At 72.0% G+C, this 15,586-nt stretch carries 11 protein-coding genes; 4 read left to right on the forward strand and 7 right to left on the reverse strand.

What is annotated here, in order from left to right:
* Nucleotides 1-71 precede the first annotated feature (71 nt).
* Complete coding sequence (locus tag TR46_RS08600; RefSeq protein ID WP_042396326.1) at nucleotides 72-1,490, reverse strand: NCS2 family permease; 1,419 nt, start codon at nucleotides 1,488-1,490, stop codon at nucleotides 72-74.
* 238 nt (nucleotides 1,491-1,728) lie between these two features.
* Between TR46_RS08600 and TR46_RS38800 the strand changes: the two genes are divergently transcribed.
* From TR46_RS38800 to TR46_RS08615, 3 genes are all read left to right on the forward strand, one after another.
* Nucleotides 1,729-2,136 carry a DUF2530 domain-containing protein gene (locus TR46_RS38800; RefSeq protein WP_063770552.1) on the forward strand — a complete coding sequence of 136 codons (408 nt, stop codon included), beginning with the start codon at nucleotides 1,729-1,731 and terminating at the stop codon, nucleotides 2,134-2,136.
* A 42-nt stretch (nucleotides 2,137-2,178) separates the two neighbouring features.
* Nucleotides 2,179-4,710, forward strand: a complete 2,532-nt coding sequence (locus tag TR46_RS08610) for an HAD-IC family P-type ATPase (protein WP_084718109.1) — start codon at nucleotides 2,179-2,181, stop codon at nucleotides 4,708-4,710.
* Between the two features lie 79 nt (nucleotides 4,711-4,789).
* On the forward strand, nucleotides 4,790-6,274 hold the full coding sequence (locus TR46_RS08615; protein ID WP_052432636.1) for a DUF2079 domain-containing protein: 1,485 nt from the start codon (nucleotides 4,790-4,792) through the stop codon (nucleotides 6,272-6,274).
* A gap of 12 nt (nucleotides 6,275-6,286) precedes the next feature.
* On the opposite strand, the gene TR46_RS08620 is transcribed toward TR46_RS08615, so the two are convergent.
* Nucleotides 6,287-9,598, reverse strand: coding sequence for a sacsin N-terminal ATP-binding-like domain-containing protein (locus tag TR46_RS08620; protein WP_042396328.1), 3,312 nt, complete (start codon nucleotides 9,596-9,598; stop codon nucleotides 6,287-6,289).
* A gap of 237 nt (nucleotides 9,599-9,835) precedes the next feature.
* Here TR46_RS08620 and TR46_RS08625 point away from each other — a divergent pair, with 237 nt between their 5' ends.
* A complete protein-coding gene (locus TR46_RS08625; protein ID WP_042396330.1) occupies nucleotides 9,836-10,072 on the forward strand; it encodes a hypothetical protein in 237 nt (78 codons plus the stop codon).
* Nucleotides 10,073-10,164: 92 nt separating this feature from the next.
* Here TR46_RS08625 and ccsB read toward each other — a convergent pair whose 3' ends face one another.
* The 5 genes from ccsB to TR46_RS08650 all read right to left on the reverse strand — a co-directional run bounded on the left by ccsB (nucleotide 10,165) and on the right by TR46_RS08650 (nucleotide 15,402).
* A complete protein-coding gene (gene ccsB / locus TR46_RS08630; protein WP_042396332.1) occupies nucleotides 10,165-11,289 on the reverse strand; it encodes a c-type cytochrome biogenesis protein CcsB in 1,125 nt (374 codons plus the stop codon).
* A complete protein-coding gene (gene resB / locus TR46_RS08635) occupies nucleotides 11,286-13,169 on the reverse strand; it encodes a cytochrome c biogenesis protein ResB (RefSeq protein WP_084718111.1) in 1,884 nt (627 codons plus the stop codon). The genes ccsB and resB overlap by 4 nt, the downstream gene beginning before the upstream one ends.
* 3 nt (nucleotides 13,170-13,172) lie before the next feature.
* Complete coding sequence (locus tag TR46_RS08640; protein ID WP_236655256.1) at nucleotides 13,173-13,952, reverse strand: cytochrome c biogenesis CcdA family protein; 780 nt, start codon at nucleotides 13,950-13,952, stop codon at nucleotides 13,173-13,175.
* Nucleotides 13,949-14,557, reverse strand: a complete 609-nt coding sequence (locus tag TR46_RS08645; RefSeq protein ID WP_042396334.1) for a TlpA family protein disulfide reductase — start codon at nucleotides 14,555-14,557, stop codon at nucleotides 13,949-13,951. The genes TR46_RS08640 and TR46_RS08645 overlap by 4 nt, the downstream gene beginning before the upstream one ends.
* Before the next feature lie 194 nt (nucleotides 14,558-14,751).
* Entirely contained in the window at nucleotides 14,752-15,402 is a 651-nt protein-coding gene (locus TR46_RS08650; protein WP_169790638.1) for a histidine phosphatase family protein, read from the reverse strand.
* Nucleotides 15,403-15,586: the final 184 nt, after the last annotated feature.

The raw sequence follows: 15,586 nt of genomic DNA on the forward strand, positions 1-15,586 counted from the left end.
CTCCTCCCGTCCGGGGACGGGAGGAGCACCGGGTTGCGAGCGGCACCGGGTGCGAGCCGGAGCGGGCCGGCTCAGGTCAGGCCGAGGGCCGGCATCAGGTAGTAGAAGGCGAAGACGGCGGCGACGGCGTAGAGGGCCACCGGGACCTCGCGGTAGCGGCCGGTGACCAGCTTGAGGACGCAGAAGACCAGGAAGCCGATGCCGATGCCGTTGGTGATGCTGTAGGTGAACGGCATGATCACCATGGTCAGGAAGGCCGGGACGGCCAGGGTGAAGTCGGACCAGTCGATGTCCCTGATCCCGTTGGAGAGGATCAGGAAGCCGACCACGACCAGCACCGGGGTGGCCGCCTGGGTCGGCACCATGGTGGCCAGCGGGGTGAGGAACAGCGCCACCACGAAGAACAGGCCGGTGACGATGGAGGCCAGGCCGGTGCGCGCGCCCTCGCCGACGCCGGCGGTGGACTCCACGAAGCAGGTGTTGGCCGAGCTGGAGGTCGCGCCGCCGATCGCGGTGGCGATGCCGTCCACCATCAGCACCTTGCTCATGCCGGGCAGGTTGCCGTTCTCGTCCAGCAGGTGTGCCTCGTCGCTGACGCCGAGGATGGTGCCCATCGCGTCGAAGAAGCAGGACAGCAGCACGGTGAAGACGTAGAGGATCCCGGTGAGGATGCCGACCTGGTGGAACCCGCCGAACAGGCTGACCTTGCCGAGCAGGCCGAAGTCCGGGGTGGAGACGAGGTGGTGCGGGACCGCCGGGACGGTGAGGCCCCAGTGGGCGGCCGGGATGTGCGCGGCCTTGTCCAGGATGACGGCCAGCACGGTGGCGACGACGATGCTGATCAGGATGGCGCCGGGGATCTTGCGGGCCATCAGCACCAGGGTGAGCAGTGCGGCGACCACGAACACCAGCACCGGCCAGCCGTTGAGGTGGCCGTCGTTGCCGAGCTGCAGCGGGACGGTGGTCTGCGCGGCGTCCGGGATGCGGGTCACGAAGCCGCCGTCGACCAGGCCGATCAGCGCGATGAACAGGCCGATGCCGATGGCGATGGCTTTGCGCAGGCCCAGCGGGACCGCGTTCATCACCCGCTCGCGCAGTCCGGTGGCGACCAGCAGCATGATCGCCAGACCGGCCAGCACCACCATGCCCATGGCGTCGGGCCAGCTCATCTTGGGGGCGAGCTGCAGCGCCACGATGCTGTTGGTGCCCAGTCCTGCGGCCAGCGCCAGCGGGATGTTGCCGATGACACCCATCAGCAGCGTGGTGAACGCCGCGGTGATCACGGTGGCGGTGACCAACTGGCCGCTGTTCAGGTGGTGACCGAACTTGTCCGTGGCCGACGACAGGATGATCGGGTTCAGCACGATGATGTACGCCATCGTGAAGAAGGTCGCGGCACCGCCGCGGATCTCCCGGGCGAAGGACGAGCCGCGCTCGCTGACCTTGAAGAAGCGGTCCACGGCGTTGGCCGGCGGGGCCACGGATGACATGCGCTGTTCCTTTTGCAAGTGCTGAACCCAGCAGCGGAGCGGATGACTCAGCAGGTGCTGATCGATCAAAGTCGGACCACGAAACGTCAAGAGGACTCGCCGTGCGATCCGGAATGGCCAGTATGAATTGCATAAACCGATGTGGCTATCTGCGCGCGTAGACTGTATGTTCCTCCAAAAATCGGCCGAACGGGGGTGTCATCCGTTCCCCTCGACGGCCCCCCGTACGCTTGTCCCCGTGAAGACGACCAAGCTGCCCTCGGCGCCGCCCATGGAGGCCAACGACGTCGCCATCGTCACCGGCGGCACCGTGGTCTGGCTGGTCGGCTTCGTCGTGCTGCTGCCGTTCCACGGCTGGCTCGCCCACCACGGCGACACCAAATGGCTCTGGACCTGCCTGGCCGGCTTCGGGCTGGGGCTGATCGGCATCTGGTACTGCCGCGCCCGCCGGGACGCCATCCGCCGTTCCCAGGCCGAGGCCCAGGCCGCAGCCGCTGGCCCAAGCGCCGGCCCGGGCGCCGGCCCGGGTACGGACACGGTCGCAGACATGGCCGCAGACCCGGGTGCGGACGCGCCCGCGACGGGGCAGCCCGGTCAGACACAGGCCGAGGCCGGGCACGCGCCCGGGCCGTCCCGAGCGGAGTAGGCCCGGCGGCGTCCGCGCACCCTGCCGTCTAGGGTCGGGAGCATGGCTGCTACGGGCGAACGCGCGACCGGGCTCAGCTCCGCCGAGGTCGCCGAGCGGGTCTCCCGCGGCGAGGTCAACGACGTACCGGTGCGGTCCAGCCGCTCCACCGCCGAGATCGTCCGGGCCAATGTGCTCACCCGGTTCAACGCCATCATCGGCACCCTGTTCGTCGTGATCATGGCGGTGGGGCCGTTCCAGGACGCGTTGTTCGGCTTCATCATCGTCGCCAACACGGGTATCGGGATCATCCAGGAGCTGCGCGCCAAGCGCACCCTCGACAACCTGGCCGTGGTCGGCGAGGCCCACCCCAGGGTCCGCCGGGACGGGACGAGCCTGGAGCTGACCAACGCCGAGCTCGTCCTCGGCGACCTGGTCGAGCTGGGCTCCGGGGACCGGGTCACCGTGGACGGCCGGATCAGCGAGGCCGAGAGCCTCGAAGTCGACGAGTCGCTGCTCACCGGTGAGGCCGACCCGGTGCTGAAGCACCCCGGCGACCCGATGCTGTCCGGCAGCTTCGTCGTCGCCGGCTCCGGGGCCTTCACCACCACCAAGGTCGGCCGCGAGGCCTACGCGGCCCAGCTCGCCGAGGAGGCCAGCCGGTTCACCCTGGTCTCCTCCGAGCTGCGCAGCGGCATCGACACCATCCTGCGCTACATCACCTGGCTGCTGATCCCGACCGCGATCGGGCTGATCCTCAGTCAGCTGTACGTCAACAATTCGGACATCGCCGAGGCCGTCCGCCGGATGGTCGCCGGGATCGTGCCGATGGTCCCCGAGGGCCTGGTCCTGCTGACCTCGATGGCCTTCGCCATCGGGGTGGTCCGGCTGGGGCGGCGGCAGTGCCTGGTCCAGGAACTGCCCGCGATCGAGGGGCTGGCCCGGGTGGACACCGTCTGCCTGGACAAGACCGGCACCCTCACCGAGGGGGGAATGGACGTCGCCGAGCTGCGCCTGCTGGACGGCACCGACCGGGGCACGGCCGAGCGGGTGCTGGGCATCCTGGGCACCGCCGACTCCCGGCCGAACGCCAGCCTGCAGGCGATCATCGACGCCTATCCGGTCGGGGAGGGCTGGCGGTTGCTCCAGGCCGCGCCCTTCTCCTCGGCCCGCAAGTGGTCCGGCGCGGTGCTGCAGGAGCCGGCCGGCGAGGAGGCGACCTGGCTGCTGGGCGCCCCCGACGTGCTGCTGCCGGCCGGGCACCCGGCGCTCACCGAGGTGGACCGGCTGGGCGCGCAGGGCCTGCGGGTGCTGCTGCTCGGACGGACCGGGACCCCGCTGGAGGCGCCCGACCCGACGGCCGGGCTGGTGCCGCTGGCGCTGGTGGTGCTGCGGCAGCGGGTGCGGCCGGACGCGGCGCAGACGCTGGCCTACTTCGGGCGGCAGAACGTCGCCGCCAAGGTGATCTCCGGCGACAACGCGGTGTCGGTCGGCGCGGTGGCCGCCTCACTGGGGCTGCCGGGGGCCGAGGACCCGGTGGACGCCAGGACGCTGCCCACCGACACCGGTCTGCTCGCCGACGTCGTCGAGAAGCACTCCGTCTTCGGCCGGGTGACGCCGCAGCAGAAACGCGACATGGTGGCCGCGCTGCAGTCGCGCGGCCACCATGTCGCGATGACCGGCGACGGCGTCAACGACGTGCTGGCGCTCAAGGACGCCGACATCGGCGTGGCGATGGGCGCGGGCAGCGAGGCGACCCGCGCGGTCGCGCAGATCGTGCTGCTGGACAACGGCTTCGCCACGCTGCCGCAGGTCGTCGGCGAGGGCCGCCGGGTGATCGGCAACATCGAGCGGGTCGCCAACCTGTTCCTGGTGAAGACGGTCTACTCGGTGCTGCTGGCGCTGGCGGTGATCATCTGCCGGGTGCCGTACCCGTTCCTGCCCAGGCACTCCACCGTGTTGAGCGCGCTGACCATCGGCGTTCCCGGCTTCTTCCTGGCGCTGGCGCCCAACAACGAACGGGCCAGGGCCGGGTTCGTCCGGCGGGTGCTGCGGTTCGCGGTGCCGGCCGGGGTGATCGCCGGTGCCGCCTCGTTCGCCTGCTATCTGCTGGCCCGCGCCGACCACGCGACCGGGCAGGTCGCGGACACCAGCAGCACCACGCTGACGCTGTTCCTGGTCGCGCTGTGGGTGCTGGCGATCATCGCCAGGCCCTACACCTGGTGGCGGGTGCTGCTGGTGCTGGCGATGGGCGGCGGCTTCGCGGTGGTGCTGGCGGTGCCGTGGCTGCAGACCTTCTTCCAGCTGCACCTGGTGGGCTGGCGCGACCCCTGGACCGGGGTCGGCATCTCGCTCACCGCCGGGGTGCTGCTGGAGGTGGTCTGGCGGCGGCTCAGGGCCCCCGGGGAGGAACCCGCCGACCCGACGCCCCACGCCGCGCCCGGCACGACCGCCCCCGGCGGCGCTGCGGACGGTGCTGGGGACGGCGCTGCGGACGGCGCTGTAGACGGCACTACGGGCGGTGCTGTTGACGGTGTCACGGGCGGCGTCACGGCCGAGGTCGGGGCCGACGTCACCGGAGGCGCCGGCAAATAGGCGCCGCAACGGTCTCCTGGCCGCATATGGATCCCCTGTACCGTTCTGGGCACACACGTTCCAGTCCGCAGGGGAGACCATGACCACTGACACCGATGCCCCCTACGCGGACATCGGCGCTGCGGACACCGGCTCCGGGGCCGGGACTCCGCGCCGCCGGCTCCGGATGCCGCCGCGGACCGCGGTGCCGCACCTGGTGCTGGGCCTGGTCTTCCTCATCGGCTACTGCGCGATCTCCCTGGTCCGCTACACCCACTTCGCCTCCATGTCCTGGGACACCGCGATCTTCGTCCAGGAGGTCAGGGACTACGCCCATCTGCAGGCGCCGGTCGTCACCATAAAGGGCGTCGGCTACAACATCCTCGGCGACCACTTCAGCCCGGTGCTGGCGCTGCTGGCCCCGTTCTACCGGGTCTTCCCCTCCCCGGTGACCCTGCTGGCGGCCCAGGCCGCGCTGTTCGCCGGCTCGGTCTCGATCGTGTCGGACACCGCAGCCAAGGTGACCACCCGGGCCAAGGGCCTGTGCGTCGGCATCGCCTACGGACTGTCCTGGGGGGTTCAGCGGGCCGTCGACTTCGACTTCCACGAGATCGCCTTCGGGGTGCCGCTGCTGGCCCTGGTGCTGCGCAACATCGTGCTCAGGCGCTGGTACCCGGCCGCCTTCTGGGCGCTGCCGCTGGTGCTGGTCAAGGAGGACATGGGGCTGACCGTCGCGGCGATCGGCATCGTGCTGGTGCTGCTGCGGCAGCGGATGATCGGCGCGCTGCTCACGGTCTACGGCGCGGCGATGCTGCTGATCACCGTCTATCTGGTGATTCCGCACTTCAACCCGACCGGGCACTACGACTACATGTCCAAGCTGCCCGGCGACTCCCCCACCCACGAGCTGTTCACCGCGCCGCTGGGGCTGCTGCACAGCCTGGTCTCGCCGGATGTGAAACTGCACACCCTCGGCTACCTGATCGCGATCACCGCCTTCCTGGCGCTGCGGTCGCCGCTGGTGCTGATCGCGCTGCCGACCCTGCTGTGGCGGTTCACCTCGTCCAACGACGCCTACTGGGGCATGGACTGGCACTACAGCGCCGTCCTGATGCCGATCCTGTTCCTGGCCCTGGTGGACGCGGTCCAGCGGTCCGGGGCCGGTTCCTGGGAGTGGCTGCGCGCCTACGCGGACCGGGCCGCGATCCCGGCCGCCACCGGGATCGCGGCGGCGCTGTGCATCACCATGAACCTGCCCGCCTCCAATGTGCTGTCGTCGTCCACCTATGCGTCCAACGACCGGGTCGGCATGCTGCAGCGGGCCTCGGCGGCCGTCCCCGACGGGGTGACGGTGGAGTCCAATGTGACGCTGATGGCGCACCTGGCCGGACGCACCCAGCTGTACTGGATAGGCGGCGACAAGACCTCGCCGCCGCAGTACGTGGCCCTGGACATGTCGTACGGCTGGTCGCCCAGCGCTCCGACCGACGTGCCCGGGTACGTGGAGGGACTGCACCCGGGCACGGTCTACCAGACGGTCTTCGACGAGCAGCAGTTCTACGTGCTGAAGCTGGTCAGCGGCTGATTCCGGAGCCGACTACTCGAAGTCCCTGGCCGCGCTGAGCTCATAGGCGCGGTCGGGGTCGCCGAGCACGGCCAGCACCTCGAACCGGCGGTGCCACTGGCCCGCCGCCCAGGCCAGCCCGGCGGCCAGGCCCTCCGGGGTGGCCGCGTGCAGGGCGCCGTGCGGGACCGGGGCGGCGAACTCGTCGCGCTCCGCCTCTTCCTCCTCCTCGGCCCCATCGGCCCCGCCGTCCGTGTCACCCGTCGGCCGGGGCGCGGGGCTGTCCGCGTCCCAGCGCCAGCCGACCGCCGCGTCCTGCCCGTCCGGGCCGACCACCAGCAGCTCGTCGTGCTCCTCGTAGACCTCGGGGCAGCCGGGCAGCAGCTCCTTGACCTCCTCCGGCACCCGGTGCACGGTGCCCTCGCTGAGCACCCGGCCGCCGGCCACCTCGCTGGCCAGCGAGACGTGCAGCCGCTCGCCGAGCGCGGCGGCCAGCGCCGGGGCGACCGTGATCAGCGGGAACCCGTCCAGCAGCTGGACCAGGTCGGGGGCGTCGGCGACGACCGCCTCGGTGACGTCGACGACCACCGTGCCGTCGGGGCGGCGCAGGGTCTCCGGGTCCATCGGCGGCAGCGCCCGGACCTCCTCGGGCAGGGCGATCCGGCTCAGCTCGACCGAGGCCAGCGCGGTGTAGAGGCCGTGCAGCTGACGGTGCGACACCTCGCTGTCCGGGTCGGTCATCCGGTACAGCACCTCGTCCGGGCCGTCGGCCTCGGCGAGCAGCGCGGACAGCGTGGTGCGGACCCCGAGGGCGTGCAGGAACACCTCGTCCAGGCCGGTACGCGCCTCCTCGTAGAGGCCGCGCAGCAGCGGGTCGGCGCCGGCGGCGCGCAGCCCGGCCGGGCGGCGGCCGTCCAGCACCGGGTGGTCCCGCAGCCACCAGGCGGCGTACGGCGGCACCTGGGCGGTGCGGCCGTCCGGCAGCAGCAGCCGTACCGGCACCACCACGGCGTCGCGCAGCGGCGGGGCGGCGAGCATGGCCAGCGCCTGCGGCCAGGCGTCGTCGGCGACCAGGTCGAGGTCGCGGACGGCGAGCAGCTCGGCCGCGACCGGCGGGACCTCGGGGCCCCGGGACCCGTCCTGGTCGTCCTTGTCCAGCTGCTCGGCGGCCTCCTCGGCCCAGTCGGCGAAGCCGTCCGGGGCCTCGTCCAGCAGGCCGACCGGCTCGCCGCCGGCGGCGCGGTCGGCCGGGACGGTGGGGTCGAGCCGCTCCAGGTCGTCCGGGTCCAGCACCACCTCCTCGGCGCGGACCAGCCCCAGGGTGTATCCGACGCCCACGGCGCGCAGCACCTCGGGGCCCCACCGCTCCAGCCACTCGTCGTCGAGGAACACCGCGTCGTCCTCGTGCACGATCGCGGCCAGCGGGCTGCCCGGGAGCACCAGTTCACCGGCTGCGACCAGCTCGCCCTCGTCGTCCGGCAGCGCCAGGTGCGCGAGCCACGGGTAGCCGCCCTCGGCCAGGTCCCCGGACCGCACGGCGGCCCTGACGATCCTGAGCACGGCCTCGGCGACGTCCTCGGCCTCGTCCTGGTCGTCCAGGTCGGCCGAGCGGCGGACGGCGGCCTGCAGTTCGGCGGTCTCCAGCAGGCCGACCGGGCCGGCGGTGCCGGCGCCCAGTTTCTCCAGCAGCGGGTGGGCTGCGTCGGGGTGGGCCAGCCGCAGGCCGAGCAGGGCCAGGTCCTCGGCGGGGATCGCCGAGTCGGCGGGCAGATCGGCCGGGACCAGCACCCGGCGCGGCCCGGTGACCAGCCGTCCGTCGGCGAGCGGGACCGGCAGCGCGCCCAGGGTCTCCGCGGCGGCACCCCCGGAGCCGCCGCCCGCCAGCGCACCGTAGAGGTTGCGCCACCAGGCGGGCTCCTTCTCCAGGTTGGCGAGCTGGTCCACGGTCTCGGCCAGGGCGACCCGGCGCACCCCCAGGGTGCGCAGCTCCTGCCTGCGCTCAAGACCGGCCGGCAGCAGCCCGGGCAGCACATCGGCGAGGGCGCGGACCGTCCCGGCGTCGGCATCCTCCAGCAGCACCGCGTCGCGCGGGCGGAGCGTGTTCCCCTCCTCGGCGACCGGCGGCAGGAAGGGCACCTCCGGCAGGCCGTCCAGCACCGCGCGGCGCAGCCGGGCGTCCAACTCGCCCTGGCCGAGCGGCCCGGGGACCAGGTCGAGCGAGCTCAGGTCGGCGCCGCGGTCGCGCAGCAGCGAGGCGTAGACCTCGCCGGCCCGGGCGACCAGGAAGTCGGTCAGCGGTCCGGGCGCGATATGACGGCGCGTCGAGTCCAGCGGGAAGGAGGCGATCAGCAGCGCCGGGACGCCCAGCGGCTCGTCGGTCGGCGTCGGCGCGTGCACGACCGGGGCGGTGCGCGGGCGCTGCGGGCGGCCCTCGGCGTCCACCGGGACGGCCCAGGTCAGCGACCAGTGCGGGCGGTGCCGCTCCTCGACGGTGCGGTCCTGCAGCAGTTCGGGGGCCAGCTCGCCGCCGGCCGAGGCCACCTGCCAGCGGCTCTCCCCGGCCTCTCCGGCCACCACGACCACGGCCGGGCCGCCGTCCTCATGGGTGGCGGCGGGGATTTCGCGGCGGGTCAGCGTCCTGGCGCCGGCCTCGGTCTCCACCACGACCTCGACCAGTCCGCCGAGCGTCAGCAGCAGCGCGTCGTCGACCTCGTCGAGCAGACGGCGGGTCAGATCGGCGGCGGCGGAGTCGCGCAGCGGCAGCACCACCACGGTGTCGTAGCCGTCCGGCGGGGTGCCCCGGGCCGGCAGCGGCAGCCGCAGCAGCGGGACGTGGCCGTCCCGGCGGCGCAGTTCCTCGGTCAGCTCGCCGCGCTCCTCGACCAGCGCCCTGGCCTCGCCCAGCGACCAGCGCACCCCGCCGGGGCGGCTCAGCACCGCGGGCTCGTCCGACACGGCGAGGACGGCGGCGAAACCGACGCCGAACCGCCCCACCTGCGACTCCTGCTCACGCTTGGACGAGGCCCGAAGCGTGGACAGCGACTCGACGCCCTGCGGGTCCAGCGGCGCACCGGTGTTGGCGGCGCAGAGCACACCGTCGCGCAGCGCCAGCCGCAGCCGCCCGGGCACCCCCGCGCGGGCCGCCGCGTCGGCGGCGTTCTGCGCCAGCTCGACCACCAGCCGGTCCCGGTAGCCGCCGAGGGCCAGCTCCTCCTCGGCGTTGGCGTCCTCCCGGAACCGCGCGGGCGAGGCCGTCCACGCGTCCAGGACCCGGTGCCGCAGCCCCGCCGTCCCGAAGGTGTCGGCCGCGCCGCCGGCCGTCTCGCCCACGATCCGTGTATCCATGGATGCCGTCTCCCCGTTCTCGCCGCCCCCACCCGTCGGCGAGGCTCAACCCGTACGGGTCGATCAACCTGTACGCGGGCATTCTGCCTGCTCCCGGTGACATGTCCGGACAGGGACTCCCCCGCACGCCCCCACGGCGCGAATGTTGCCCCGCTGTGACGGCTGGTGGACGACGCGGGGATCTTCCGGTGGCAGTCTTGTCGGTATCACCACCACCGTTCCCAGGGGGAACCTGCCATGTCCACTCGTGTCCGCATCGCCGTCGTCGCCGTCGCCGTCCTGCTGACCGCCGCCGTGACCGGCTGCACCGTGCTGCTGCCGACAGCCGCGCACGCGGCGGAGCCGACGCGGGTGGCGCACAGCAGCTCGGACGGGACCGACGCCGGGATGCTGGCCTGGGGCGCCGCCGCGTTCATCGGCACCGGCGTGGTGCTGATGATCGGCATCAGCCGCCACGGCCGGCACCGCCACTGACGGTGCGACAGGTCTGCCTTCTACAGACCCGCGTACGAGTGGACACCATTGATGCTGCATCCCCCCGGGGGGGCAACCCCCGGACCCCCGGCCTACAGACCGGCGTACGAGTGCACGCCGTTGATGAAGATGCTGACGCCGTAGGCGTTGATCAGGTAGCAGCTGAAGGCGATCAGGGCCAGCACCGCGGCCTTGCGGCCCTTCCACCCGGCCGTCGCCCGCGCGTGCAGGTAGCAGGCGTAGACGACCCAGGTGATGAAGGCCCAGGTCTCGGTCGGGTCCCACTGCCAGTAGTGGCCCCAGGCCGACTCCGCCCAGATCGCCCCGGCCACGATGGTGAAGGTCCACAGCGGGAAGACGATGGCGTTGATGCGGTAGGAGAGCTTGTCGAGGCTGGCCGCGGACGGCATCCGCTCGCAGATGTCGGACCAGCGGCCGCCCTTGGTGCGGCCCTCGGCCCGGGCGGCCTCGTAGAAGTCCTTGCAGATGTACAGGCCCGAGGTGATGGCGCCGGCGTACAGCGCGCCGCCGCAGATCATCGCACCGGAGACGTGGATCCACAGCCAGTACGAGTGCAGCGCCGGGACCAGTTGCTCGGAGGCCGCGTACAGGACGGTGACGGCGACGCCGAGGCCGGTCAGCACGCCCAGCATCAGGGGCAGGCCGAGCCACCGCACGTCGCGACCGGAGTACAGCAGCCCCAGGAAGAGCATCACCGCGACCAGCGTCATCGCGCAGGTGAACTCGTACAGGTTGCCCCACGGCGGGCGCCCCGCCGACAGCCCGCGCGCGACCACCCCGCCGAGCTGCAGCAGCGCGGCGAGGGAGGTGAGGCTGACCGCGATCCGGCCGAGCCGGTCGGCCTGGTCGTTGCCGCCGGCCGCGCCCGCGCCCTCGACCGGCGGCGCCGCGTCGCCCTTCGCCACGATATCGACCTTGCCGGCCTTCGCGGCGACGGTACGGGTCAGCGTGGTGGTGCCGCCGTTGGCCGCGGCGACGCTGATCGAGACCTTGGCCGGCGCCGCGGCCTCCGCCGCGGCCGCTTCCGCCTCGGCGAGGGCGGCCGACTGGCGGGCGACCCGGCTGCGTCCGCCGAAGGTCCACTCTGCCGTGTAGGCGAGGAAGGCGAAGAGGTACACCGCCATCGCCGAGTAGATCAGGACGTTGGAGACGTGGGCCAGGCTGCTGTTGACCGACTGTGCGGCTGCGATGTTCATTCGGCTTCTCCGGCTCCGGAAAGGGAGGTGGCGGTCAGTTCACGATCTGCTGCTGACGGATCGTCACCACTGTCGTCGCGGTCACCGTCGTCCCGGTCGGCCGGGGCGGTGTCCTGGAGCACCAGGGCCACTTCGGCCAGCTCCTCGGCGATACGGGAGGACTCGCTGCGGGCCAGCCCGGCCAGCTCCACCGTGGTCACCCCGTCCGGGCCGGTCACGGCGCGCACCCAGATCCGGCGGCGCTGGACGAACAGCGAGCCGATCAGTCCCAGGATCGCCAGCGCCGAGCTGACCAGTGCGGACCCGGTGCCCGGGTTGTGCGCCACGGTGAAGTTGGCCCACTGCTTGAGGCCGGTCATGGTGATCGTGCCGCCGTCCGGCAGCTTCATGCCCTGGCCGGAGTGCAGCTGGGCCTTCCAGGGGTTGGTCTTGTCCAGCTTGAGCTGCTTCATCGCGCCGGTGTCCAGCTGGTAGACGCTCTGCGCGTTCCCGGTGTCCATGCCCAGGTCGCCCTGGTAGCCGGTGATGAACAGGCCGGGGTCGGTGGCCGCCGGGAAGGTAGACCGGGGGCCGAGGACCGGGTCGATCTCGGCGGTGGGGGCGAAGATGCCGGTGAAGCCCAGCTGGGTCTTCTTTCCGTCCTTGCCGACATAGCCGTCGGTGACCTTGATGGTGCACAGCGAGGTCACGTTGGCGTCCTGCGGCAGGCAGGGCGTCGCGCCGTCGAAGATGACCTCGCCCTTGGCGTTGGTCACCTTCATCACCGGGGCGAAGCCGTGCGCGGTCAGGTAGATGTTGTCGCCGTCCACCTGGAGCGGGTGGTTGACCGAGGCCGTGCCGGAGGTCTGCTTGCCACCCGAGCCCAGCCAGTAGCTGAGCTTGGCGGCGAAGGTGATGGCCTGTCCGCGCGCGCTGCCGCTGGTCTGGAAGCTGGCGTCGAAGCCGTCCAGGGTGAAGCCGAAGGGCGGCAGACTGTCGGCGGTGTAGAGGGTGCTGGGCTCGAAGTCGTCGTACTGGGTCACGTTGTTGCTGAAGGAGCCGCCCTCGACGACGATCACCGTGCCCTGGCCGCCGGCCAGCTTGGTGACCGCGAAGGCGATCAGCATCGCCACCAGCGAGATGTGGAACAGCAGGTTCCCGAACTCGCGCAGGTAGCCCTTCTCGGAGCTGATCGCGCCGCCCGCGGTGGAGGTCCGGAACCGGCGCTTGCGCAGCGCGCCCTGCGCCGCGGTGAGGACCGCGTCGGCGTCGGCGCTGCTGCGCCAGGTCGCGTACACCGGCAGCCGGACCAGGTGCCGCGGGGCCGCCGGCGGCCTGGCCCGCAGCACGCCGACGAACTGCCAGGTGCGCGGGATGATGCAGCCCACCAGGGAGATGAACAGCAGGATGTAGATCGCCGAGAACCAGAACGAGCTGTAGACGTGGAACATCCCCAGCTTGTCGAAGAGCGGCACCCAGAACTTGTGGGCCTGCTGCCAGGCCTCGACCTTGGCCGGGGAGGCCGCGGTCTGCGGGACCAGCGAGCCCGGGACCGCGGCGAGGGACAGCAGGAACAGCAGGATCAGCGCGACCCGCATGGACGTCAGCTGCCGCCAGGCCCACCGGGTCCAGCCCAGCACGCCTATGCCGACGACCTCGGCCTCGGGCTGCTCCTGCTCCGCGAGCGGCGCGCTGCTGAGCCGTCCGGCGGCGGACAGCTCGTCACGCTCGTCGCCGTCACCGGGCTCGTCGGCGGCGGCCTCGTGGGCGGCGGCCTCGTCGGCGGCGTCGGGCAGGTCGGGGTCCGGCTCGGACTGCTCCGGGCTGTCGGCCTCGGCCGCTGCGGCCCGCTCGGCGGCGGCGGCGCGGGCGGCGTCGTCCGGCTGGTCGGTGGTGGTCATCAGTCAGATTCCCGTGGTGAAGTCGGAGGTCCAGTAGCGCAGCTGGCCGACCAGCTGGTCCCACGCCCCCGTGACCAGCAGGACGCCGACCACGACGAGCATGCCGCCGCCGATCCGCATCACCCACTGGTAGTTCTTCTTGATCCACCCGAACGCGCCCAGCGCCCGCCGGAAGGCGAGCGCGGCCAGGATGAAGGGCAGGCCCAGGCCCAGGCAGTAGACCGCCATCAGCAGCGCACCGCGGCTCGCGCTGGCCTGGTTCATCGACAGGGCGTTCACGGCGGTGAGGGTCGGCCCCAGGCAGGGCGTCCAGCCGACCCCGAAGACGATCCCCAGCATCGGCGCGCCCAGCAGCCCGACGATGGGCTTGCGGTGGCTGCGCAGCTCGCGCTGGGTGAAGCCGGGCAGGAAGCCCATGAAAGCCAGTCCCATGGCGATGGTGAGCACCCCGGACACCTCGGAGATCACCCGCTGGTGGGCCAGCAGGTGGTTGCCGAAGAAGCCGAACAGCGCGCCGCCGGAGACGAACACGGCGGTGAAGCCGAGGATGAACAGCAGCGCCCCGAGCACCACCCGACCCCGGCGCCTGCCCTCGGCACTGGCCAGGTCCACCGCGGAGAAGCCGGTCACATAGGAGAGGTAGCCGGGTACCAGCGGCAGCACGCACGGGGAGAAGAAGGAGACCAGCCCGCCGAGCAGCGCCACCGGGACGGCCAGTACCAGCGCGCCGGAGACCTGGCTGCTGATGTCCGCGAGCTGCAGCACCGGCGCCGCGGCGCTCACGACTTCTCCGCGAGGAGCGGCGCGAGCATCTGCGTCAGCTGCGGGGCGCTCAGCGGGAGCAGCGCCCGGGCGGCGACCCGGCCCTGCCGGTCCAGGATGATCGTGGTGGGGATGGCCTGCGGGTTGAGCGTGCCCGCCGGGAACTTCAGCAGCAGGTCGCCGGTGGGGTCGTAGAGGCTCGGGTAGGTGAGGTGGTGGTCCGCCACGAAGGCCTTGGGCTGCGCGGTCTGCAGGTCGCGGGTGTCGATGCCGACGAACTGCACGCCCTTGGCCTTGTCGGCGGTGTACACCGTCTCCAGACCGTCCGCCTCGGCCCGGCAGGGCGAGCACCAGGAGCCCCAGACGTTGAGGACGACGATCCTGCCCCGGTAGTCGGCGACGCTGAGCTGGTTGCCGTCCAGGTCCTTGCCGGAGATGCTGATCGGCGCCTTGCGGTCCTTGACCGCCACGGTGCTGGTCTGTCCGGTGCCCTTGACGAACTGCGTGTTGGCGCTGTCGCTCGACCCGGAAGAGGTTGAGCAACCGGCCAGAGCCAGGGCCGACGCGGCCGCGAGGGCGGCGATCAGCGTACGAGCGGAGCTGCTACGGAGCGGACGGGAACGCATGTGAAGAGTTTCGCATGGGTGTTTTGAGCAGTTTCACCGGCCCCGGCACGGTGTCGCGGCAGGCCTGCTGACCTGCCGCGACAGCGTGTTCTGTCAACCAGTCAGATGATCTGTCCGGCCCTCGTTCGAACGCGAACGCTGTGCTGTGGACGCCGTGCTGTGGACTCTGTCCCGTGGACGCCGTGCTTCGAACGCTAGGCGCCGAAGCTCTTGGCGACCGGGGCGTCGCCGAGGCGACCCTTGCCGGTGAGGTGGGCCGGCAGCAGGTCCCTGGCCGGCTCGCTGTAGCCGATGGAGACGATCTTGTCCCCGTGGTACGTGAAGCTGGTGAGGCTCGCCAGCGAGCACTGCCGCTTGCGCGGGTCGTGCCACAGCCGGCGGTGCTCGGTGAAGCTGCGGGTGATCCAGATCGGCAGCTGGTGGCTGACGCACACGGCCTCGTGCCCGCGGGCGGCGTCCCTGGCCGCGTTCAGCGCGCCCATCATCCGCACCACCTGCTCGATGTACGGCTCGCCCCAGGACGGGCGGAAGGGGTTGGTCAGGTACTTCCAGTACTGCGGGTTGCGCAGCGAGCCGTCGCCGACCCCGAAGGTCTTGCCCTCGAAGATGTTGCCGGCCTCGATCAGCCGCTCGTCGGCGGCGACGGCCAGCCCGTGGGCCGCGCCGATCGGAGCCGCCGTCTCCTGGGCCCGCTCCAGCGGGGAGGCGACGACATGCGTGACGTCCCGCCCGCTGAGGTGGTCGGCGACCCGGTCGGCCATCTTCCGCCCCAGCTCGGAGAGGTGGTAGTCGGGCAGCCGCCCGTAGAGCACGCCCTCCGGGTTGTGCACCTCGCCATGCCGCATGAGGTGGACGACGGTGGTCTCAGGACTGCTCACCTGTGCTGCTCCTCTACTAACAACAGACGTTCTGCCAGTATCGCCCCACAGCCTCGCGCGCCCTAAGGGGCGCGAGGCTGTCCTTGGCCAAAGGCGTGCGCGGCCGACCGGGACCGAGCCGCACCCCGCCGCAAACCCGTAGCCCCACCTG

Source organism: Streptacidiphilus carbonis (genome assembly GCF_000787775.1).
Classification (GTDB): Bacteria; Actinomycetota; Actinomycetes; order Streptomycetales; family Streptomycetaceae; genus Streptacidiphilus; species Streptacidiphilus carbonis.